Origin of the sequence: Ruegeria atlantica (assembly GCF_013032505.1) — a bacterium.
Lineage (GTDB): Bacteria > Pseudomonadota > Alphaproteobacteria > Rhodobacterales > Rhodobacteraceae > Ruegeria > Ruegeria atlantica_F.
This window is the reverse complement of sequence record NZ_WQCG01000003.1, coordinates 161,573-181,031: the sequence shown is the minus strand read 5'-3', so window position 1 is coordinate 181,031 and position 19,459 is coordinate 161,573. Positions and strand designations below refer to the sequence as shown.

General features: G+C 55.4%; 25 protein-coding genes and 1 tRNA gene. 14 read left to right on the top strand and 12 right to left on the bottom strand.

Annotated features, from left to right (window positions below):
• Nucleotides 1-22 precede the first annotated feature (22 nt).
• The 4 genes from GOW92_RS12550 to GOW92_RS12535 all read left to right on the top strand — a co-directional run bounded on the left by GOW92_RS12550 (nt 23) and on the right by GOW92_RS12535 (nt 1,679).
• Nucleotides 23-385: a RidA family protein gene (locus GOW92_RS12550; RefSeq protein ID WP_170560948.1), complete on the top strand. Its 363-nt coding sequence runs from the start codon at nt 23-25 to the stop codon at nt 383-385.
• A 79-nt stretch (nt 386-464) separates the two neighbouring features.
• The gene (locus tag GOW92_RS12545; protein WP_170560947.1) at nt 465-848 is read left to right on the top strand and encodes an NADH:ubiquinone oxidoreductase subunit NDUFA12; all 384 of its coding nucleotides are present in this window, start codon (nt 465-467) and stop codon (nt 846-848) included.
• A 13-nt stretch (nt 849-861) separates the two neighbouring features.
• Complete coding sequence (gene mlaD / locus GOW92_RS12540; protein WP_170560946.1) at nt 862-1,314, top strand: outer membrane lipid asymmetry maintenance protein MlaD; 453 nt, start codon at nt 862-864, stop codon at nt 1,312-1,314.
• Complete coding sequence (locus GOW92_RS12535; RefSeq protein ID WP_170560945.1) at nt 1,311-1,679, top strand: DUF2155 domain-containing protein; 369 nt, start codon at nt 1,311-1,313, stop codon at nt 1,677-1,679. Before mlaD ends, GOW92_RS12535 begins: the two co-directional genes overlap by 4 nt.
• Here the strand turns inward: GOW92_RS12535 and aat are convergent.
• The 4 genes from aat to GOW92_RS12515 all read right to left on the bottom strand — a co-directional run bounded on the left by aat (nt 1,634) and on the right by GOW92_RS12515 (nt 4,861).
• Nucleotides 1,634-2,266 carry a leucyl/phenylalanyl-tRNA--protein transferase gene (aat, locus tag GOW92_RS12530; RefSeq protein ID WP_170560944.1) on the bottom strand — a complete coding sequence of 211 codons (633 nt, stop codon included), beginning with the start codon at nt 2,264-2,266 and terminating at the stop codon, nt 1,634-1,636. The genes GOW92_RS12535 and aat overlap by 46 nt on opposite strands.
• Before the next feature lie 48 nt (nt 2,267-2,314).
• A complete protein-coding gene (gene accC, locus GOW92_RS12525; RefSeq protein ID WP_170560943.1) occupies nt 2,315-3,664 on the bottom strand; it encodes an acetyl-CoA carboxylase biotin carboxylase subunit in 1,350 nt (449 codons plus the stop codon).
• Nucleotides 3,665-3,673: 9 nt separating this feature from the next.
• Nucleotides 3,674-4,174 (bottom strand): acetyl-CoA carboxylase biotin carboxyl carrier protein, encoded by a 501-nt coding sequence (gene accB, locus GOW92_RS12520; protein WP_170560942.1) that lies wholly within the window; start codon nt 4,172-4,174, stop codon nt 3,674-3,676.
• A gap of 150 nt (nt 4,175-4,324) precedes the next feature.
• Nucleotides 4,325-4,861 (bottom strand): LuxR C-terminal-related transcriptional regulator, encoded by a 537-nt coding sequence (locus GOW92_RS12515; protein ID WP_170560941.1) that lies wholly within the window; start codon nt 4,859-4,861, stop codon nt 4,325-4,327.
• Between the two features lie 204 nt (nt 4,862-5,065).
• Here GOW92_RS12515 and GOW92_RS12510 point away from each other — a divergent pair, with 204 nt between their 5' ends.
• From GOW92_RS12510 to GOW92_RS12490, 5 genes are all read left to right on the top strand, one after another.
• Nucleotides 5,066-6,361: an XRE family transcriptional regulator gene (locus GOW92_RS12510; RefSeq protein ID WP_170560940.1), complete on the top strand. Its 1,296-nt coding sequence runs from the start codon at nt 5,066-5,068 to the stop codon at nt 6,359-6,361.
• A gap of 75 nt (nt 6,362-6,436) precedes the next feature.
• A complete protein-coding gene (locus GOW92_RS12505) occupies nt 6,437-6,817 on the top strand; it encodes a response regulator transcription factor (protein WP_170560939.1) in 381 nt (126 codons plus the stop codon).
• Nucleotides 6,814-7,128 carry a hypothetical protein gene (locus GOW92_RS12500; RefSeq protein ID WP_170560938.1) on the top strand — a complete coding sequence of 105 codons (315 nt, stop codon included), beginning with the start codon at nt 6,814-6,816 and terminating at the stop codon, nt 7,126-7,128. Before GOW92_RS12505 ends, GOW92_RS12500 begins: the two co-directional genes overlap by 4 nt.
• Nucleotides 7,116-9,794 (top strand): sensor histidine kinase, encoded by a 2,679-nt coding sequence (locus GOW92_RS12495; protein ID WP_170560937.1) that lies wholly within the window; start codon nt 7,116-7,118, stop codon nt 9,792-9,794. Before GOW92_RS12500 ends, GOW92_RS12495 begins: the two co-directional genes overlap by 13 nt.
• A 77-nt stretch (nt 9,795-9,871) precedes the next feature.
• Nucleotides 9,872-10,978: a FliM/FliN family flagellar motor C-terminal domain-containing protein gene (locus tag GOW92_RS12490; RefSeq protein ID WP_170560936.1), complete on the top strand. Its 1,107-nt coding sequence runs from the start codon at nt 9,872-9,874 to the stop codon at nt 10,976-10,978.
• 16 nt (nt 10,979-10,994) lie between these two features.
• On the opposite strand, the gene GOW92_RS12485 is transcribed toward GOW92_RS12490, so the two are convergent.
• The 4 genes from GOW92_RS12485 to GOW92_RS12470 are packed head-to-tail and all read right to left on the bottom strand — an operon-like array spanning nt 10,995 to nt 13,182.
• Entirely contained in the window at nt 10,995-11,423 is a 429-nt protein-coding gene (locus GOW92_RS12485; RefSeq protein ID WP_170560935.1) for a TIGR01244 family sulfur transferase, read from the bottom strand.
• Nucleotides 11,424-11,432: 9 nt separating this feature from the next.
• Nucleotides 11,433-11,864, bottom strand: coding sequence for a DUF6691 family protein (locus GOW92_RS12480; protein ID WP_170560934.1), 432 nt, complete (start codon nt 11,862-11,864; stop codon nt 11,433-11,435).
• Nucleotides 11,864-12,286: a YeeE/YedE family protein gene (locus tag GOW92_RS12475; protein WP_170560933.1), complete on the bottom strand. Its 423-nt coding sequence runs from the start codon at nt 12,284-12,286 to the stop codon at nt 11,864-11,866. The genes GOW92_RS12480 and GOW92_RS12475 overlap by 1 nt, the downstream gene beginning before the upstream one ends.
• A gap of 32 nt (nt 12,287-12,318) precedes the next feature.
• The gene (locus GOW92_RS12470) at nt 12,319-13,182 is read right to left on the bottom strand and encodes an MBL fold metallo-hydrolase (protein WP_170561518.1); all 864 of its coding nucleotides are present in this window, start codon (nt 13,180-13,182) and stop codon (nt 12,319-12,321) included.
• A gap of 245 nt (nt 13,183-13,427) precedes the next feature.
• Here GOW92_RS12470 and GOW92_RS12465 point away from each other — a divergent pair, with 245 nt between their 5' ends.
• Nucleotides 13,428-13,643, top strand: a complete 216-nt coding sequence (locus tag GOW92_RS12465) for a hypothetical protein (RefSeq protein ID WP_170560932.1) — start codon at nt 13,428-13,430, stop codon at nt 13,641-13,643.
• Nucleotides 13,644-13,652: 9 nt separating this feature from the next.
• Here the strand turns inward: GOW92_RS12465 and GOW92_RS12460 are convergent, their stop codons facing one another.
• Nucleotides 13,653-13,871, bottom strand: a complete 219-nt coding sequence (locus GOW92_RS12460; protein WP_170560931.1) for a hypothetical protein — start codon at nt 13,869-13,871, stop codon at nt 13,653-13,655.
• A 160-nt stretch (nt 13,872-14,031) separates the two neighbouring features.
• Between GOW92_RS12460 and GOW92_RS12455 the strand changes: the two genes are divergently transcribed.
• Nucleotides 14,032-14,298, top strand: a complete 267-nt coding sequence (locus GOW92_RS12455) for a DUF2312 domain-containing protein (protein WP_058272185.1) — start codon at nt 14,032-14,034, stop codon at nt 14,296-14,298.
• 12 nt (nt 14,299-14,310) lie between these two features.
• On the opposite strand, the gene GOW92_RS12450 is transcribed toward GOW92_RS12455, so the two are convergent.
• Entirely contained in the window at nt 14,311-15,186 is an 876-nt protein-coding gene (locus tag GOW92_RS12450) for a hypothetical protein (protein WP_170560930.1), read from the bottom strand.
• A gap of 185 nt (nt 15,187-15,371) precedes the next feature.
• On the opposite strand from GOW92_RS12450, the gene GOW92_RS12445 reads away from it, so the two are divergent.
• A tRNA-Thr gene (locus tag GOW92_RS12445) sits at nt 15,372-15,447 on the top strand.
• Here the strand turns inward: GOW92_RS12445 and GOW92_RS25340 are convergent.
• The gene (locus tag GOW92_RS25340; protein ID WP_368040292.1) at nt 15,410-16,978 is read right to left on the bottom strand and encodes a recombinase family protein; all 1,569 of its coding nucleotides are present in this window, start codon (nt 16,976-16,978) and stop codon (nt 15,410-15,412) included. The genes GOW92_RS12445 and GOW92_RS25340 overlap by 38 nt on opposite strands.
• Nucleotides 16,979-17,060: 82 nt before the next feature.
• On the bottom strand, nt 17,061-17,342 hold the full coding sequence (locus tag GOW92_RS12435) for a hypothetical protein (protein ID WP_170560929.1): 282 nt from the start codon (nt 17,340-17,342) through the stop codon (nt 17,061-17,063).
• 747 nt (nt 17,343-18,089) lie between these two features.
• Between GOW92_RS12435 and GOW92_RS12430 the strand changes: the two genes are divergently transcribed.
• Entirely contained in the window at nt 18,090-18,419 is a 330-nt protein-coding gene (locus GOW92_RS12430) for a helix-turn-helix domain-containing protein (RefSeq protein WP_170560928.1), read from the top strand.
• Nucleotides 18,403-19,458 (top strand): hypothetical protein, encoded by a 1,056-nt coding sequence (locus GOW92_RS12425; RefSeq protein WP_170560927.1) that lies wholly within the window; start codon nt 18,403-18,405, stop codon nt 19,456-19,458. The genes GOW92_RS12430 and GOW92_RS12425 overlap by 17 nt, the downstream gene beginning before the upstream one ends.
• Nucleotide 19,459 lies beyond the last annotated feature (1 nt).

Sequence of the window (19,459 nt, the reverse complement as noted above, 5' to 3'; positions counted from 1 at the left end):
GCCGTTTTCTTATGGGGTGACAATGGCAATCAAACGGATTTCATCTGGCGGAGAATTCGAAGAAAAGATCGGCTATTGCCGGGCTGTTGTCGCCGGGGGCTGGGTTCATGTCGCTGGTACAGTCGGGCAGGGCGATGACGTTACCGAACAATGCCGCTCGGCGTTGGGTACAATCGAAAAAGCGCTTGCCAACGCGGGTGCCAGCTTTGCCGATGTGGTGCGTGTTACGTATATGTTGCCGGATCGGTTCGAGTTTGAACCGTGCTGGCCCATTTTGCGCGAAACATTCGGGGCAAATCCACCTGCGACGACAATGATCGAATGCGGGTTGATTGACCCAAAATACCGCATCGAGATTGAGGTGACCGCCTTTCTGCCGGAATAGAAGGTGCGCGCCTTGTGACACTGGACCTTAGCCCGCCTTTGGTCCATATCTGCGGGTACAGAAATGCCGGAGGCAGCCGATGGGAATCCTAAACAGTCTTTTGCGGGCCGTAACCTGGTGGAACGGAGCCACATTGAACACGCAGATTTACACATCGCGTAAGGGTATCAAGGTCGGCGAAGACGATGAAGGCAACGTGTTTTACCGCAATGCCGACGACAGCAGACGTTGGGTGATTTTCAATGGTGAGGCCGAGGCAAGCCGCGTTGACCCGGACTGGCATGGCTGGCTGCACCGCACTTGGGATGAACCGCCGACGGACAAACCGCTTAATCATAAATCTTGGGAAAAACCGCATCAGGAAAACCTGACAGGCTCAGCTTTGGCATATACGCCGGCAGGGTCTTTGCGCCGCCCGGACCCGGTCGAGCGAAAAGACTATGAAGCCTGGAGCCCGGAATAACACGAGGCGAGCAATGTCGAGCTATAATGCAACCGAAGTTCTGGTCGGTGGGGTCGTTTTGGCCTGTGCCGTCGCATTTGGCGTTTACGCCAGCCAGTCCACAGGCCTGTCGCAAGGCGGTGACGGGTACGAATTGGGGGCTTCTTTCCGTTCCCTGGAAGGGGTCGGGGTCGGCACCGACGTGCGCCTTGCAGGTGTCAAGATTGGCACCGTGACCGGTGTAACGCTGAACTCTGAAACATATAGGGCCGACACCACCTTTACGATCTCTGACGGGATTCTGGTGCCGGATGACAGCGCTATTGTCATCTCCTCCGAAGGACTTCTGGGCGGTAACTTTGTCGAGGTCATGCCGGGTGGTTCGCCATTCTATTTCGAGGCGGGTGATCAGGTCGAGGATACGCAAGGTGCCGTCAGTCTGATTTCCCTGTTGGTCAAATTCGTCGCCGGGGACGGAAGCGAATGAAGAGGATTGCCCTGATTGCCGCGTTGCTGGCCGCGACGGGGGCCACGGGCCAGCAAAAAGCCCAGTCTGGCCCGGGTGCAATGCTGCGCGGTCTGGACAAGGTCAGCGGTCAGACGGTTGATGTTGAAATGCGGAATGGTCAAACACAGCCGGTTTTTGGCTTGGATGTGGCCTTGGGTGATTGCCGTTACCCGGCGGACAACCCGACCGGTGATGCGTTTGCGTATCTGACTATCTGGGAAAAAGGCAGGACGGATCAACTGTTTGACGGTTGGATGATCGCCACGTCGCCCGCTTTGAACGCGCTGGACCACGCGCGTTATGACGTCTGGGTGATCCGCTGTATCACTCCGTCGGGTGATTGAGGCACCTCTGCCGCGAAATCTGCACTTGCGTTGATCGCTTCTTCCAATGCGTTTCGGTATTGCGATCGCGGAATTTCAATGGCTCCTAAAGAAGCCAGATGAGCGGTCAAAAACTGCGTGTCAAACAGGCGAAATCCGGTTTGGCGCAGGCGATCTACCAGATAGGCCAGAGCGATCTTTGAAGTGTCTTTTCGGCGTGAAAACATGCTTTCGCCAAAAAACGCAGCGCCCAGCGCAACGCCGTAGACGCCACCGACCAATGCGTCTTCGTCCCAGACCTCTAGAGAATGGGCCCGACCGGCGAGGTGGAGTTTCTGGTACAGACCACGCAATTCGGCATTGATCCATGTGTCCGCCCGATCGGCGCATCCATCCACCACTCCGGCGAAATCGCGGTTGATGGTTATGGAAAAGTCTGACTTTCGAATGCGGCGTGCAAGGCTGCGCGATATATGAAAGCCATCTAACGGAAAGACGCCACGATACTTTGGATCGACCCAAAACAATTCCGGGTCATCCCTGTGTTCGGCCATCGGGAAAATTCCGATGGAGTAGCCGTGTAGCAAAAGTTCAGGGGTCAGGCTCATGCGCGATACTTGGGGACCAGAGCGCAAGTGCCCTCTGGTCCAGTGGTATTATTGGGCCATATTCGCCGCGAGCCAGTGTTCCAGCCAGTGAATATTGTAGTCACCGTTGTGGATATCCGGCTCTTGCAGCAGCGCGTGAAACAGCGGCACAGTTGTGTCGATACCGTCCACGATCAACTCACCCAGTGCGCGTTCAAGACGTGCCAAGGCCTCGGCCCGGTCGCGGCCCTGTACGATCAGCTTGGCAATCAGCGAGTCATAGTAGGGCGGAATCGAATACCCGTCATACAGCGCCGAATCCATACGCACTCCCAGACCGCCGGGGGCATGATAGGCCGATATCTTGCCCGGACAGGGCGAGAAGTTCGGCAGCTTTTCGGCGTTGATCCGAACTTCGATGGCGTGGCCGTTGATCACAAGATCGTCCTGACCAAACGACATCGGCTCGCCTGCGGCAACACGGATTTGCTCACGCACCAGATCGACGCCGAAGATGCCTTCGGTCACAGGGTGTTCCACCTGCAGACGAGTGTTCATCTCGATGAAGTAAAACTCGCCATTCTCGTACAGGAACTCAATGGTTCCTGCGCCAATATAGTTGATCTTGGCAACCGCATCTGCACAGATTTTACCGATCTTGGCACGCTCTTCCGGGGTGATGCTGGGGCCGGGAGCCTCTTCAAACACCTTCTGATGGCGACGTTGCAGCGAACAGTCGCGTTCGCCCAGATGGACGGCCTTTCCTTTGCCATCGCCAAAGACCTGAATTTCGATATGCCGCGGCGTGGTCAGGTATTTCTCGATATAGACCTCGTCATTACCAAAGGCGGCTTTGCCTTCGGCCCGCGCGGTCATGAACGCGCTTTCCATCTCATCAGCGGTCTGCGCGACTTTCATGCCGCGACCACCGCCGCCTGCCGTGGCTTTGATGATGACGGGATAGCCGAATTCTTCACCGATGCGCTTGGCATCCTCCAGCGTGGGAACGCCTCCGTCCGAGCCTGGGACGCAAGGAACGCCCAGCGCTTTCATCGTGTCCTTGGCGGTGATTTTGTCTCCCATGACACGGATATGTTCGGCGGTGGGGCCGATGAAAGTGATGCCGTGATCTTCGACGATCTGAACGAACTCGGCATTCTCAGACAGGAAGCCATAGCCGGGGTGGATCGCCTGTGCGCCCGTAATTTCGCAGGCCGAGATGATCGCGGGCACCGATAGGTAGCTTTGCGGGCTGGGCGGAGGACCGATGCAGACCGATTCGTCGGCCATGCGTACGTGCATTGCGTCGCTGTCGGCGGTGGAATGGACGGCAACCGTCTTAATCCCCATCTCGCGCGCGGCGCGGATGACGCGCAGGGCGATCTCGCCTCGGTTGGCAATCAGGATCTTGTCGAACATGGGACTGCCTTACTCAACGATGACCAGAGGGGTGCCGAATTCCACCGCGTCACCATCACCAACCAGAATGCGTTTGATGGTTCCGGATTTAGGTGCGTGAATGTGGTTCATGGTTTTCATCGCTTCGACGATCAGCAGGGTGTCACCTTCGGACACCGATGCGCCGACGCTGATGAAGGAAGGTGCGCCAGGTTCGGGCTGCATATAAACGGTTCCAACCATGGGCGAGGTGACAGCACCCGGGTGGCTGGCTGGATCTTCCTGTGCTGCCGGGGCCTCGACAGGTGCAGCTGCTGCCGCGGGCGCGGCTGCCGGTGCTGGTGCCGCTGCGGGTACGGCCACCTGAACAGGGGCGGGTGCGACTTGCGACATGCGACTGACGCGGACATTGAGGCTGTCGTCGTCGCCATATTCGCGCATGACTTCCAGTTCGGTCAGGTCGTTTTCGCGCAGCAGTTCGGCCAGTGCCTTGATGAATGCCACATCCGCTTCGTGTTTGGTATCTGTCATGAGTGTCCTCGACGGTTCCCCTTTGGCCCGTCTGTTCTCGCGGGCTTTGGTCTGATTACGCAGCGTTATAAGCTATGCGCACGGTCATGAAAAGCGCAGTCTCGGCCTGTCAGATAACGGTTTTAACCAATATTTCGAGGGGGAAGGGGATTAAAGCGGCATCCCCGAGAGTTTTGCTACAAGTTCCGGTAGTTTGCGCGCGCCGAACTTCTCGAGCAAACGCGCTCGGTAGGCTTCAATCGTGCGGTAACTCAACCCCAATTCGACGCCGATTTCCTTGGCCGACAAACCGCGACACGACAGGATGGCAACTTCACGTTCGCGGGTCGTCAGCTCGACCAACGGGCGTTCTTCCGAAATGTCGGAGAAGCTCCAGATCCCGTGGCGAAACGGGTCATCCGGTGTCAGAGACCGACCCCGTGCCCGACACCAGAAGAGGTCACCGTCGCGTCGGCGCATGACCCGTTCGTCGGTGTAGTATCCCGTATCCTGCATAACTTTGAGGCTGCGCTGTCCGATCCTCTCCCAATCCGCGACCGAAGGGTAGAGGTGCAATAGGGGCATGTTGCGATACTCTGCTTCTTCGCCGCCAAAGGTGCGGGCGAATTGCAAATTGCAGCGTCGGATGATGCGGTTTTCCAACTCGACCAATCCGATGGGGGCATATTCGAAAGCTGGATCGCTCATTCGCCTATCGTGCAAGGATTTCAGGAAAATTAGAAGAGGGTGGACGCAGATTTGGCGGATTGCGCGCCGGTCGCAGGGGCAAAAGGTCTTGGTATTTTGTGGTCAAGCCTGTGAAGATTGTAAATAGGCTATGAAAATTACCAGTTAAAAACTAGAAATCTAAAGGGAGTTTTGAAAACGATTGAGCGAATTGGGTGAAAAAACATGCGCGATACGCTGACGGGTAGCCGCATTCGTGAACGACGCCAGATCGCAGGTTTGCGGCAGGCCGAACTTGCAAGGCAGGTCGGCATCTCGGCATCTTATCTGAATCTGATCGAACACAATCGCCGTCGGATTGGGGGTAAGCTGCTGGTGGATATCGCCAATGCGCTGGCTGTTGAGCCTTCGCTGCTGACCCAAGGGATTGAGGCGACGCTGATCTCAGCGCTGCGCGAAGCAGCTGCAGACGCAGTGGGGCAGCAAGCCGAAGTGGATGCGCTGGAGGAATTCGCAGGACGGTTTCCCGGATGGGCGGGCGTGCTGGCCCAAATGCACCGCCGGGTCGTCTCGTTGGAGCGCACGGTCGAGACCCTGTCCGACCGGCTGACGCATGACCCTCATCTTGCCGCGTCGATGCATGAAGTGCTGTCCACAGCTGCAGCGATTCGTTCAACGGCGGCAATTTTGGCCGACACGCAGGAAATCGAACCCGAGTGGCGCGATCGGTTTCATCGCAACCTGCACCAGGATGCTGAACGCCTGGCCGACAGTTCCAAGTCTTTGGTGGCGTATCTGGATGATTCTGAAATGGCTGAAGACCGGCGTGGTGTACCCTCCGAGGATGTCGAGGCGTTCTTTCAGGCCAACGGCTATCATTTTCCTCACATCGAAACCGGCGGAACCGACGCGGATATTGACCTGAGCTCGCTGGATTCGGCCGCGGCGCGAACCGTGGCCAAAGGACATCTGGAAATCTATGCGGCCGATGCCAGGGCCATGCCCCTGGAAGAAGTGCAGAAGGCTCTGACCGAGGCCGACCCCGATCCGCTGGCTCTGGCCGCGCGGTTTTCAGTAGATGTTGGCACGGTTCTGCGGCGGCTGGCGACATTGCCCGACGGATATCTGAGCAGACCAACCGGGCTGGTGGTTTGTGACGCTTCTGGGAGTATCCTGTTCAGTAAATCCGTTCCGGGCTTCGCCATGCCGAGATTCGGCGAAGCGTGCCCGTTCTGGCCTGTCTTTCAGGCGCTGAACAGGCCATTGGTCCCGATCCGCAAACGCGTTGTTCAGTTAGGGCGAACGGCGGCCGAGTTCGACTGTTATGCTTACGCGTGGCCGCAGATGGTTTCGGGCTATGACGATGCGCCTGTTTACCATTCGGTTATGCTTGTTCGGTCGGTGGATGAGGGGGCACAGAACGCGCAACCTGTGACGCGTGTCGGCCCGAGTTGCCGGGTCTGCCCAAATGACGCGTGCACTTCGCGCCGCGAGCCGTCGATTTTGAGCGAAGGTTTTTGACAGTTTCCTGACAGAACGCGTAAGCTGACGCCGACAGGTTCATGGACGGAACCCGTCACGGGGAGGAAGGAACATATGAGCCGCAAGGTTCTGTTAATTGAGGATGAGCCCAACATCGCAGAGGCCATTCGATTTTTGCTGACCCGAGAGGGGTGGCACGTAGAAACGCACGCAGAAGGGTCGGATGCACTACAGGTCATTCAGGGGGCGGACCCTGATCTGGTCATTCTGGACGTTATGCTGCCCGGCAAGAGCGGAATGGAGATTCTGCGCGACCTGCGCGAGCTTGAGGGTATGCAACATTTGCCAGTATTGATGCTGACTGCACGCGGGCAATCGCGAGATCGGGAAATGGCCGAAAATGCCGGGGTCAGCCGCTTTATGACAAAACCGTTTTCGAATGCCGAAGTGCTGACAGCAGTGCGAGACCTGCACGCGCAGGCAACCCGGTCATGAATTCGGGCGAAGATCGTAAACCCACAGGGGTCCGACCTTCGCTATTTCTCGAGCGTCAAGGCTATCGCCGCCGCAGGCTGATGGATGCGGCACGCTTGTTGCCCATTCTGGGGGCCGCTTTGGTTGCTATTCCGCTGCTCTGGCCCAGCCAGGGCGCGCCTGAAGGCGGCGTACCGCTGTCTTCGGCAATCCTGTATATCTTCACATGCTGGGCCTTGCTAATTGTGATCAGCCTTATCTTTGGATTTGCGGCCAGACGAATGGCTGGAAGTGACAATTCCGAGGCAGAGACGGATCGATGGCCACACTAAACGTCCTGATCCTTGTTTGCCTCGGCTATGTCGTGCTGTTGTTCGGAGTGGCATTTGCCGCGGACCGGATGGCGGCTGCTGGCCGGGGGGCCTGGTTAAGGTCGCCGTTGATCTACACGTTGTCCCTGTCGATCTATTGCACGGCCTGGACTTTTTATGGCGCGGTTGGAAACGCTGCGCGGTCCGGGTTAGAGTTCGTTACGATTTACCTTGGGCCAACACTGGTGATGCTGAGTTGGTGGTGGGGTTTGCGCAAGCTGGTGCGGGTCGGGCGTACTCAGCGCGTCACATCCATCGCGGACCTGATTTCATCGCGATACGGGAAGTCAAATACGCTGGCCATTTGCGTGACAATTCTGGCCGTATTGGGTGGGACGCCTTACATCGCGCTGCAGCTGCAATCCATTACCCTTTCCTTTTCCATCTTTGCCGAGGCTGACCCTTCTGGCCTTTATCGTGAAGGCTCCAGCGTATTTTGGGTGGCTGCAGGTCTGGCGGTCTTTGCGATTCTATTCGGCACCCGAAATCTGGACGCAAACGAACGGCACCACGGTGTCGTCACCGCCATTGCGCTGGAATCGGTCGTAAAGCTGTTTGCCTTGCTTGCGGTTGGTATCTTTGTCGTTTGGGGCGTTGCGGGTGGGGTTGGCCCGATTATGGATCGCATCGACGCCTCAGAGATTGGGCAATGGAATGTTGATGCCGGACGTTGGACCACATTTATCTTCCTGTCCGCTGCTGCTTTCATCTGCTTGCCAAGGATGTTTCAGGTGATGGTGGTTGAGAATGCGGATGAAGGGCATCTGAGAACCGCTGCGTGGGCCTTTCCGCTGTATCTGTTGTTGATGAGCCTGTTCGTTGTTCCCATCGCCGTTGTAGGCCTGGATTTGATGCCAGAAGGGTCGAACCCTGACCTGTTCGTCCTGACAGTGCCGCTTTCGCAAGGCAATGACTGGCTTGCGATGCTGTCCTTTATCGGTGGGTTTTCGTCGGCAACGTCGATGGTCATCGTGACCGCCATGGCCTTGTCGACCATGGTGTCGAACCATCTGGTCATGCCGATCTGGCTAAGCACGCAAGAGGGGTCGGGTTCCGTCTCGGGTGACGTACGAAACGTGGTACTGCTGGCGCGGCGCGTGTCCATCGCGGTCATCATGGCGTTGGGTTACTACTACTATCGTTTGTCGGGCGGTGGGGCAGCTCTTGCGTCGATAGGGCTTGTGGCCTTTGCAGGTATTTCTCAGATCTTGCCGGCGCTGGTTGGCGGATTGTTCTGGCGCGGGGCTACTCGAACCGGGGCGTTGGTCGGGCTGACGGTAGGCTTTGTGCTGTGGATCTACACTTTATTGCTGCCGGGGATGGGGGGCGCCATAATGCCCGACTCGGTGTTGCAGAATGGCCTTTTCGGTTGGGGTTGGCTGCGTCCGCGTGCCCTGTTCGGGATCGAAGGCATGGACCCGATGGTCCATTCGGTTATGTGGTCGTTGGCTTTGAATACGGCCGCGTTTTGCGTCACGTCCTTGCTGAGCTTCCCCAGCCCGTTGGAACGCCTTCAGGGTGCGCAGTTCGTCAACGTTTTTGATCACTCGGTCTCGCCGGCTGGCTGGACCGGGTCGGTGGCGCAAAGCGAAGACCTAATGATCATGACACAGCGCATTCTGGGCTCCGGCCCGGCGCAGGAGTTCTTTCAGCACGAGGCGGAAGCGCAAGGTGGACGGTCAAGCCTGCCTGAGCCAACGCCGGGGTTTTTGGAAAGACTGGAACGTGAACTTAGCGGCTCGGTCGGCGCAGCCACGGCCCATGCGATGATCGGGCAGATTGTCGGTGGATCGTCCGTTTCTGTCGAGGACCTGCTTGCGGTGGCGGACGAGTCGGCCGAACTGTTAGAGTATTCCAGCCAGCTTGAAGTCAAATCTGCCGAGCTCAGCCGCACGGCGCGACAACTGCAAGAAGCAAACACCAAGCTGACGCAGATTTCCGAACAGAAGGACGGCTTTCTCAGTCAAGTCAGTCATGAATTGAGGACGCCGATGACCTCAATTCGGGCCTTTTCCGAGATCATGCGCGATACAGATGGTCTGAGTGCCGAAGAGCAAACGCGTTACGCAGCGATCATCCATGATGAGGCTTTGCGGTTGACGCGTTTGCTGGACGATTTGCTGGACCTGAGTGTACTGGAAAGCGGCCGTGTAAACCTGAACATGGGCGGGGATACCTTGAGTTCGATCCTGGATCGGGCGGTCTCCAGCGCTTTGGCGGGGTCGCACCCGAAACTCAAGGTACGCCGCTCGCGACCTTCCGAGCGCATTCCGCTGCACACTGACCTTGATCGTCTTGGACAGGTTTTCATCAATCTGATTTCGAACGCGCAGAAATACTGCGACGCGGACGAACCCGTTCTGACCATCTCGGCCCATGATGTCGGGGGGCAGATTGTCATCGATTTCGCGGACAATGGCAGCGGTATTCCACCCGATGCGCAGTCAATGGTGTTCGAAAAGTTTGCCCGTGTCGGTGGCGACAAGGCGGGTGGTGCCGGTCTGGGATTGGCCATCTGTCGCGAGATCATGCAGCGTTTGGGTGGTGAGATCAGCTATCTTCCCGGGCAGGGCGGAGCGGCCTTTCGCGTCCGCCTTCCGATGGCGCATCGGCAAGCTGCGCAATGACGCGGCCATAAAGACATTGGTAACCCGCCACGGGTTAGACCGGATAACAGGTTTAGAAACTCAATTCGGTATCCGGCATGACGCAGTCCGTCAGTACAGCTTTGGCGCGCAAACTTTCCGCGGGACAGGAAGAGCAGGGTGAAAAGCCGCGTTCTGTTCTGCGGGCCCTTCGGCTGGCCTTTGCGAGATCTGCAGGAGATCGGTTCCAGTTGCCGCTGTCGGTGATCGGCGCCAAGCAGTCTCACAGAAATCCGGACGCGCTGGCAGAAGTGATTGACGTGGATTGGATGTTGCTGCATCTGGGCAATGCGGACGGAATGTCCGCAGCGATTTGCGTAGATTTGGGGGTCGCATCAGCGATCGTACAAGTGCAGACAATTGGTGAGGTTATGGCCAGCCCACCAACAGCGCGCGAATTCACCGATACGGATGCAGCTATGGTGGCGCCGCTGGTCGAAGATGCTTTGACCAAGGCCGCGGGGTTGGTTGACACGACCGCCGAACAATCCAGCCTTACCGGGTTTGAGTTTCAGGCGCGGTTACCGGATCAACGATCCTTGTTTTTGGCTATGATCGAGGACGTATATCGCGTGTTTGAACTGACGGTTGAGCTTGGCGGTGGGCTGCGGCAGGGACAGATCACGGTCCTGTTGCCCGATATGCCGGCAGAGCAGGAGGCGGACGATGCAATTCAGATTGCTGCCGGCCCGAACCTCGAGCAAGCATCGGGGGTTCTTCGAGCTGAATTAAACACAGTGATCAGCCGGATGTCAGTGCCGTTGGCAACCCTGTCCGGGCTGACGGTGGGGGATGTTCTGCCTCTGGCCGGATCGCGGTTGGATCGCTCGGAAATCCTGACCATCGATAGAAACCGGGCTGCAATCGGACGTCTGGGACAATGCGGAGGGATGCGCGCAGTTCGGCTGAACGAATGTGTTTCGGTTGAGGCACTGGAACAATCCGAAATGCCTGAGTTTTTCGAGGCGCGTAGCGACGCGCCGGTGCCGGACGATCTGACAGACCCGATGCCATCAAACGCAGCACATGACGTTGTGCCTATAAGTTCAGCGGCATTGAATGATTTGGAGGGCGATCTGGGCCTTGGAAACCCGGATCAGGTGATGGCCGAGATTTCGCAACTTGCTGGTTTGACGGGCCTTGGCAACGAGCCTGAGCAAAACTGATCGCTTGAGGCCATTATCAGTCTGAATCGCGCATATGATCCAGCGCAGGGCGCAAGTTGTCCAACATGTAACCAGCTTTGGTAGTGGCCTCGAGTATTTCATCCGTGCTCATGTGGTCGCACTGGCCCAAGGCCCATACAACCGAACAGCGGGTACCCGACGCGCAATAGGCCAAAACGGGGCCAGAACAGCTTTCGGCCAATTCCCGTTGCAGGGCAACATTGCCGGGTGTCATGGTCTGGTGGGTCAGTTCCAGAACCTCATATTGCATCCCTGCCGCAAGAACAGCCTGACCGATTGCATCCGACTGCATGTTGGGCGGAACTTCGGCATTGGGGCGGTTACAGATGACCTTAACGAAACCTGCAGCGGCGATGGCTGGTACATCCTCGACCGTGATCTGGGGCGAGACGGCATAGCGGGGGGTTATTGGTCGAATCTCCATGGCAATTGCTTAGGCCGCGTTTGCGGATCTGTCCAGTTGCACACCAAGCCTGGGCGCCGCAATCATTCCCGCGAGCATCGCGGCAAGAAACACGATTCCGCCAAGACCCCCATAGGTGATGGACGCGATGGCTGGCCCCGGGCAGAGCCCGGATAAACCCCAGCCCATGCCAAACATTATGGATCCGATAACCAGGCGGCGATCCAACTGAGGCGGGGTAGCCTTGGGAAACTGGCCGCCGGTCAGCGGCTTGCGGTGGGCCGTCATCCTCCACGCGACGAGCATGGGCAGGATCGCGCCGCCCATCACAAATGCCAGGGTGGGGTCCCAGTTGCCGAACACGTCCAGCCACCCTTGAACCTTGGTGGTATCGGTCATGCCCGAGATTAAAAGACCAGCACCAAACAGCGAGCCAGCCAGCAAAGAAATGAGAATCCGCATCAAATCAGCCCCCATAGATGCCGCATAAGTGCAATTGTTGCACCTCCCGCGGCGATATAGATCAACGTCGCGATGATGCCCCTGAAAGAAAACCGAGAGATTCCGCAAACCCCGTGCCCCGAGGTGCATCCGTTTGCAATGCGCGTTCCTGCTCCAACTAGAACTCCGGCGAGTACAATCACCGCGAAATTGCTGGTTAGATGGGTCTTGGGCGCAGAAGAGAGCAGAGGGCTTAAAACAAGTGGAGTTGCAACGACACCGGCAATGAAGCTTATGCGTTCAAGGGTCCGGTCACTGCCATCGACAAGACCCCCCAGAATTCCGCTTGCCCCCATGATGCGCCCATTGCCCAAAAGGTAGACCGCAGCGCCCAACCCGATAAGCAGGCCACCTGCCAGTCCCCAAATCCATTCTGTGTACATTTGTTGTCCTCAGTTTGCCTGATGGGTCCGCGTCACAACTTGTTGATCGGCACCTTAAGGAACACATCGCCCTGTTCGTCCGCAGGAGGCATCTGCCCGGCCCGCATGTTGACCTGCAGAGACGGCAGAATCAGGCGCGGCATGGGTAACGTCGCATCGCGCGCGTCGCGCATCTCTACAAACTCCTCGATGGACTTGCCCTGTCCGATATGGACGTTCAGGGCTTTTTGTTCGCCGACCGTTGTCTCCCACGCAAATTCATCACGCCCCGGAGCCTTGTAGTCATGACCAACGAAGATGCGGGTTTCATCCGGCAGGCTCAGGATTTTCTGAATCGACTCGAATAACTTCTCCGAAGACCCGCCGGGGAAATCGCATCGCGCTGTGCCGAAATCGGGCATGAATAACGTATCGCCCACAAATGCTGCGTCTCCAATGACATATGTCATGCAGGCAGGCGTGTGGCCGGGCGTGTGAAGTACATCACCGCGCATCTGTCCGACGTGAAAGCTGTCGCCGTCGCGAAACAGGGCATCAAACTGGCTGCCGTCGCGCTGGAACTCGGTTCCTTCATTGAAGATCTTCCCAAAGGTCTCCTGGATCGTAACGATCTGTTCACCGATGCCGATCTTTCCCCCCAGTTCTTGCTGCAGATAGGGGGCAGCCGAGAGGTGGTCGGCATGCACATGGCTTTCCAGAATCCACTCCACCCTCAGTTCATTGTCGCGTACGTAAGCGACGATCTGATCTGCCGAGCTGGTTTTGGTTCGACCCGAAGCGTGATCGAAGTCCAGAACGCTGTCGATGATTGCGCAGGCCGTCCCCTCGGGTTCCTGTACGAGGTACGAGACCGTATTGGTGTCAGGGTCAAAAAACGCTTTCACAATTGGTGTCATCTGGGTCTCCGTCAGCGTGCCTTTAGTCATATATGTTTTTCAGAATATGACGCAACTGGCAATCTTCGATTTGATGCGTGTCAAGGCAAGTTAATCCGAATCCGAGTAGAATTTAATCATTCTGCCTCAGGTTGCCGATGCGGGGTAGGTGGCAGGCAGGTTTCCGCGCGTTTCTTCGTCAGGATAAGCAGGTCTTAAAACCGTTACCTATATCGGCGACAGTGATAGCAATTGGGAGGATTATTATGTCTGCAAGTAGTTTGTACTCCGAAGCCGAACACCTTGAGCAAAAGCTGCAGAATGCCTGTCTTGAGACCCGATTGGCGCTTCAGCCCAGTGTAACCAAAGTGATTGATCGGATGCGTCAACAGGGCGTACATGTGCCTTCGCGACTGCGACATCTGGATGCCGCGCTGTGTGAAGATGTGATGGAAGCGCAGTTCGACAATATGCCTGTCTAAGGCAACGCGTCAGCTGAACGAAATTCCCAGGATCACCAGCATCAGGCCAATCACAGAAAGAAAAAGCGACGCCAGATTCCACGGCAGAACGCTTTGAACAGCAGCGCGCAACTCTTCGTCCGTCAGGCCGGACTTGCGCGCTTTCATCACACGCAGAATACACCAAACCAGGCCTAGTAGGCCGGCAAGCGAAAGGGCGGCACCGCCCCAGGTGATGAATTCGAACATGGTTCCCCACATTTCCTGCAAATGCTGCTTGCGCTTAGCGGATCGGCCGGGCGCACACAAGCCCATCGAGGATTGGATGCTTGCAGCCCACGCGGCGGCAATGTATCCGGCTAACTGCCATTGCTAATGCATCAGATCGCAGCCTTTTGGAGAGATAATTATGGAAGACGTGACCGAAGATCAGGCCGCCGCCAACTACCGTGTAACAGCGGGTGAGCTGCGTCAGTTCGTCGAACGGATCGAACGCTTGGATGCCGAAAAAAAAGATTTGGCGGAACAGCAGAAAGAGGTCATGGCTGAAGCCAAAGCGCGCGGATACGACACAAAAGTGATGCGTAAGGTCATCGCGCTGCGCAAGCGCGACAAGGACGATATCGCCGAAGAAGAAGCGGTGCTTGAAATGTATAAGGAAGCGCTGGGCATGTAAGTCGCCCCGGGGTCAGGGTTTTAGAACCTTCACCCCGGCCATCGTTTCCAGCTTGGTGAGATCCTGTTCGTACAGTTCGGAAAACGCGTCGATGATCTCATCGCTCCATCCGGGCAGGTTCAATTCTTCTTCCATTTTTTCCGGTTGGGCATGGTTTTCCAGAACATCGGAAAGTGTATCCCGAATCTCAGTCCGTGAAAGCGTCGCTTCCTGGTTTAGGACTGCTTGCGCTTCCGCTTGACCTTCCTCGGTCAGCAACGAGATCAGCAGGTCATACTCATCTTTGATCGGAACATCGGAAGATAGTCCGCCGACGCTGCGAACAACGTCACCCCAGATAAGCGGGATGTCCTCATTGCACCACAAGGTGATCTGCACTCCTGGGGCAAAGTCGAGAATGTCTTCGATCATCCTGACCCAGCTGAGGTGACTTATATCATTGTTGCGGATCACGCCCTCGCGCGCCTGTTCTGGCAGGGACATCAGGTGCTTGGGGATAAAACTGCCGGGGTTTCTGAGGGCCAGAAACAATTCCAGCTGACAATCGCCAAAGGACTCTTCCAAAACAGAAAGGCGTTTGCCTGCAAAAGGATAGAATTGCCCATCCGAAAGTACCACGTCTTTCTCGCCGATAAAGTCTTCGCTGACGAATATGGCCCGCTTCACCCAAGGTTGGATTGGCAGATTGCTCCGAATACTTTCAACCTCATCAGGCAACGGGGGGCGTGTATTCAACGCCTGAAATGCTGGTTTGAACACTTGCCGGAAACGGCGAGGACCGAAGACAGCCACGCCATTTTGAGTCAGTAAGTCCCCATTGACTTGCAACGACCTGAGCAGCCGCCCTTCATCGGTAAAAGCCGCACCTGCGTGGATAGCAAACTGCATGTTTGGTTCTTGTCCTTGCATTCCTGAACCCGCCTGTCGAGTTACAGGCTGTGCCGGAGACAGTCAAATCCACACCCACCACTTAAGGGTGAACGGCCGCATCGCAAGGAAAATCCAAAATCCCTAAGTTTGGATGAAAATTGAGGCTTGCAGTCCGTCAAAAGAGAAAGTAATCGACACCCAGCGCCCCTATAGCTCAGCTGGTAGAGCAACTGATTTGTAATCAGTAGGTCCGCGGTTCGAGTCCGTGTGGGGGCACCACTTTCAAATCACTACTCTCAATGAAGCCTAACGCCTTGAAAGGTAAGGTAGTATTTGGAGTTCGAACACCATCAGTTCTGTCAAACTCTATTGGGCCGGAAAATACGAGCCTAAGGACTACTCGTTTCAACGTACAGCTAGCTTTCTCCCATATTTTAAAGGGGTTTGAGAGAAATTGCATGGCGAGTTCGAACATTTCATCAAATGAACGCTCTGGAAATGTCATTCTGTCGATTTCTGCTTCGATTTTGGCCTTTTCAGTTCGCAATCCCATAACTTTGGATTCATATGCCGCAGCAAATTCGTCATTTTGAGTTCGAGCGGCACGACTGAGATAGTTCGAACACTCTTTTTCAATTTGGGTGATGCGTTGCTTTAGCCGTCCGGCTTCTGTCTTTGCCCACGTTCCTCGCCGCTCCCAAGCATCACGAAATACTCTCTCAGCGACTTCAAATGTAGCGGGCGATGGCTCTACAGACTGCAGAAGCGTTTCAAAGTAGCCTTCAAGTCGGTCGCGAGGAACTGACTTTCCCCTCTCTGAGCAGGAACGATATTGGCAAAGGTAATACGGATATCGGACCCCGGTTCCGCTTCTGGACCAACAGGACGTGAGTTTTCGACCGCACTTTGCGCATTTGATGAATCCACGCAGTGGGAAGTCCAAGTCGATGTCTTTTCTTGCTGGCGCGACCGCAGAAGATTTGAGGCGGTCTTGGATGATCAGGTAAGTATCATAGGAGATGAGCGGCTCATGCACTGCTTTGGTCAATGGAATGTTTCTCTCCGGCCGTTCCAGATAACCGGCATACAGCAAGTTCGTCAGAAACTGTTTTACTCTGTCATATTTGACTTCAGTACCCCTGTAGTCCTTCGGAAACTCGCTTTTGGAGTCCAGAAATCGCTTAACTTCGGCTTGGGATTGAAAGCGACCGCTTGCATAGCCCTCAAGCGCTTCGGCAAGAATTGATGCCGTTGGCTCAACACGAACAAGAACTTTGCCCTCAGGACCACGTCTTTTGTATTCGTAGCCAACTGGGGCTGAAAATGTCCAATACCCTGTTTGGAGACGCGCAATGACCCTGTCTCGTGAACGTTCTTTGTTTTTTCCGACTTCCAACTCTCCCAACAGAACGCGAAGCTTCAGTTCGAATATCGAATGTGCTTCCTCAGACATTTTGAACTTTGGGCTTTCAAGGCGTGCACCTGCGGCAACAATTTGCTTGTGCAAATCACTATAGACGGACACGTCGCGCGCAAAGCGATCAATATCATCCACCACCACAACTAGCTTTTCGGATCGATGCATTCTGAGGTACCGAACCAACGCTTTCGTACCGGTACGTTCCCCTGCCGTACCCGAGACTATGTCACTGAAGACTTCTACGACCTCATAGCCGTTCTCTTTCGCGTACGAGCGGCAGCTTTGCTCCTGACTAGATAGACCGGACCCTTCGTTAACTTGTTTCGCAGAGGATACGCGTACGTAGATTGCGCATTTCTGTTTTGTTGGTTCAACATCATTTTTGTCCATAACTCATTCACCCTTTATTGCTTGGAGACGAACAGCAGATTGCGCCCGCTGCTCGTAGGCCTTCGAAACCGATCGTCCGACGCTAAGCCGCATCTTTGAAATGCTGTTCAATTGAACCGACTGTTGTTGCATCAAGGTCATTAGGTATGTCGGGGAACTGGGTCGGGTGCAGTCCGTAGCCCAAGTCGATGAATCCCGAGAGCAGAGTCCAAAGGGCATCAAGAAACTCTTTTCGTTGCTTAGACGTCAGGTCGAAATTGCGAAGATGGTCTTCGTATTGGCTCAAATCAGGCCGGGCGCAGGGATTAACGCCCTTTGCTGTAGGGAATGGGATAACGTTTGAGCTATTGGCGATGTTTGACATGTTCGAACTCTCCTTATTTGCTGACTTCAGTACTCTCTCGGCTGACGTCCGAGGGATACGATCAGAATAGTTCGAAGATTAAGCTACTGAAAAGGTTAGAATAAATGACACGAATTTTGGAAAATAGCACATCGGGGAATCTGGAAAAACGCACATTTTGAGCGTTCGAACTCAACGTTTCTTGAGGCACTCAAGTTGCGAACTGGAAAAACGCACATTTGAAATTTCGGAAAAACTCACATGTCACTTTCCGTGACACTCCTGTTGCAGCGAATCGCTTCATTTTTTGGCTCGAAAATTTAATTATCGCTGAGAGCAATAATTGACTTGAAGTCGACCTCGCCACCGCCTACGTTGAAGGCGTGATGAAACTTGCATGTGCAGAACCCGACAAAGGCTGGGGCCAGAGGCCCTGTGAAGGCTTAGAGCCTTCGTCTAGTTCCTGTGTCTCTGGATGGACCGTGGCAGCGCGCCGCGCCCGCCCGGGACCGGGCGCGGCATGGAAGGGGTCAAACGTCGCTGATCGCATTCCTCGTTCCCACGGGGGCCAACGCTTGTGTTGGCCGGAACAGAGGAGCAGTAAGCATGCGAGAAAAGAAAGTTCATCGCCAGCGGCGGCATCGCAAAAAACCATCTTGGCGGCGATACATTTGGATCGCTGTCGTCAACATCCTTCGGGTCCTGGACCTGTTGATGTCATGGTGGGAGTAAGTGATGACCCCTTTATAGCCCTTACTGGAAACTCAAATGGCTGATCCTCACAAACAGATGATCAACGAAGCACTTGCGCTTGCTCGTATGTATTGGGGCTATTCCCAGCAAGAGATGGCAGACGCCTTGGGTATGTCGCAAGCCATGGTTTCAGAGATAGAGCGTGGAACGAAGTCTGTTACGCTCGAAACACTTGATCGGTATGCCGTAGCCCTCGGAGTCAAGAAATCTCAATTGATGTTCTTCGCAGAGGAGATCGAAGGGCAAGGGCCTGTTCGCAAAGGGCGATTGATAGTCGCTGATGCAGCGTTGCGCGTTCTTCGAAAGCTCAAGCCTGTGGAGCCAGTTGATGCGGAAACGGTATAGGCTCAAGTCCGGAGAGAAATATCCTCTTGAACGATCCCCATTTGCTCAAAAACCCTCGCAACGAGACATTGCTGAGCTGGTTCGGGAAAGCAAGGACGATTTAAATAGACTGGCGACACCGCGTTATAAGGAGCAATTTCTAGTCCGGCGAACTATCGAGACGAATGGAAAAACGCGTGATTTGGTCTATCCGGAAGGAAGGCTACGTTCCGTACACGAACGATTAAAGTACCATCTGTCCAAGATTGCCCAACCTAGTTACCTCATGAGTCCACGTAAGGGACGTGCTCAGCGAGACAATGCAGTTGCACATCTGGAAGCGGCGCAGTTTCTCACACTCGATCTGAAACAGTTTTACCCCTCGACTACACGGCAGATGATCCGAAACTCGCTAATGGAACAGTTTAAGATGGAGGCGGATGTGGCGGGGCTTATCGCACACGTTGCGACAGCAGACGACCGCGCCTGTTTCGGCTCACCTCTAACGCCCGTGCTTGCTTCGCTGGTACACCGCCCGATGTTCGACAGAATTGCGGATCGTTGCGTTGAAGATGACCTAAGCTACACAGTTTGGGTTGATGATTTGACCATTTCTGGTTTGAGGATCACGGGAAACTTTCGTGCCGACGTGAGGAAACTCGTGGCGCAGAGCGGTCTCAAATCTCACAAACTCAGAACCCAGACCGGCAATCGGCCAGTCTTTGTTACCGGAATTGGGATTGTTGGTGCGAATCTGATTGTACCGAAGAGGCTTGAGTTGCGTTCAAAGGAACTTTGGACCGAACTAAAAGCCGCGCAGACACAAGAAGAAATGGAAGCTTGCTCGGTCCGACTTCTTTCGCACTTAGGCGGTATCCGAGCGGTTGTGGGGGCCTCCAGTCATCGCGGTCAAAAACTTGCCAGCGAAATGAACTCCATTCGTCAAAAGCTTTCAAAGGCACGGCGTGAAAACAAAGCAAGACTAGCAGAAGAGAAAGCTGCGGCTCAGGAGATTAGTAGGGTTGATCCCGATAACGAAAAGGAGAATATCCCCTTCTAGT

Coding starts and splice junctions, on each gene's coding strand:
- GOW92_RS12495 (WP_170560937.1), top strand. CDS start 7,116: ATGGCCACACTAAACGTCCTGATCCTTGTTTGCCTCGGCTATGTCGTG.
- GOW92_RS12435 (WP_170560929.1), bottom strand. CDS start 17,342: ATGTCAAACATCGCCAATAGCTCAAACGTTATCCCATTCCCTACAGCA.
- mlaD (WP_170560946.1), top strand. CDS start 862: ATGTCGAGCTATAATGCAACCGAAGTTCTGGTCGGTGGGGTCGTTTTG.
- GOW92_RS12480 (WP_170560934.1), bottom strand. CDS start 11,864: ATGCGGATTCTCATTTCTTTGCTGGCTGGCTCGCTGTTTGGTGCTGGT.
- GOW92_RS12515 (WP_170560941.1), bottom strand. CDS start 4,861: ATGAGCGATCCAGCTTTCGAATATGCCCCCATCGGATTGGTCGAGTTG.
- GOW92_RS12545 (WP_170560947.1), top strand. CDS start 465: ATGGGAATCCTAAACAGTCTTTTGCGGGCCGTAACCTGGTGGAACGGA.
- GOW92_RS12430 (WP_170560928.1), top strand. CDS start 18,090: ATGGCTGATCCTCACAAACAGATGATCAACGAAGCACTTGCGCTTGCT.
- GOW92_RS12470 (WP_170561518.1), bottom strand. CDS start 13,182: ATGACACCAATTGTGAAAGCGTTTTTTGACCCTGACACCAATACGGTC.
- GOW92_RS25340 (WP_368040292.1), bottom strand. CDS start 16,978: ATGGACAAAAATGATGTTGAACCAACAAAACAGAAATGCGCAATCTAC.
- GOW92_RS12465 (WP_170560932.1), top strand. CDS start 13,428: ATGTCTGCAAGTAGTTTGTACTCCGAAGCCGAACACCTTGAGCAAAAG.
- GOW92_RS12460 (WP_170560931.1), bottom strand. CDS start 13,871: ATGTTCGAATTCATCACCTGGGGCGGTGCCGCCCTTTCGCTTGCCGGC.
- GOW92_RS12535 (WP_170560945.1), top strand. CDS start 1,311: ATGAAGAGGATTGCCCTGATTGCCGCGTTGCTGGCCGCGACGGGGGCC.
- aat (WP_170560944.1), bottom strand. CDS start 2,266: ATGAGCCTGACCCCTGAACTTTTGCTACACGGCTACTCCATCGGAATT.
- accB (WP_170560942.1), bottom strand. CDS start 4,174: ATGACAGATACCAAACACGAAGCGGATGTGGCATTCATCAAGGCACTG.
- GOW92_RS12425 (WP_170560927.1), top strand. CDS start 18,403: ATGCGGAAACGGTATAGGCTCAAGTCCGGAGAGAAATATCCTCTTGAA.
- GOW92_RS12510 (WP_170560940.1), top strand. CDS start 5,066: ATGCGCGATACGCTGACGGGTAGCCGCATTCGTGAACGACGCCAGATC.
- accC (WP_170560943.1), bottom strand. CDS start 3,664: ATGTTCGACAAGATCCTGATTGCCAACCGAGGCGAGATCGCCCTGCGC.
- GOW92_RS12500 (WP_170560938.1), top strand. CDS start 6,814: ATGAATTCGGGCGAAGATCGTAAACCCACAGGGGTCCGACCTTCGCTA.
- GOW92_RS12485 (WP_170560935.1), bottom strand. CDS start 11,423: ATGGAGATTCGACCAATAACCCCCCGCTATGCCGTCTCGCCCCAGATC.
- GOW92_RS12475 (WP_170560933.1), bottom strand. CDS start 12,286: ATGTACACAGAATGGATTTGGGGACTGGCAGGTGGCCTGCTTATCGGG.
- GOW92_RS12490 (WP_170560936.1), top strand. CDS start 9,872: ATGACGCAGTCCGTCAGTACAGCTTTGGCGCGCAAACTTTCCGCGGGA.
- GOW92_RS12505 (WP_170560939.1), top strand. CDS start 6,437: ATGAGCCGCAAGGTTCTGTTAATTGAGGATGAGCCCAACATCGCAGAG.
- GOW92_RS12550 (WP_170560948.1), top strand. CDS start 23: ATGGCAATCAAACGGATTTCATCTGGCGGAGAATTCGAAGAAAAGATC.
- GOW92_RS12455 (WP_058272185.1), top strand. CDS start 14,032: ATGGAAGACGTGACCGAAGATCAGGCCGCCGCCAACTACCGTGTAACA.
- GOW92_RS12450 (WP_170560930.1), bottom strand. CDS start 15,186: ATGCAGTTTGCTATCCACGCAGGTGCGGCTTTTACCGATGAAGGGCGG.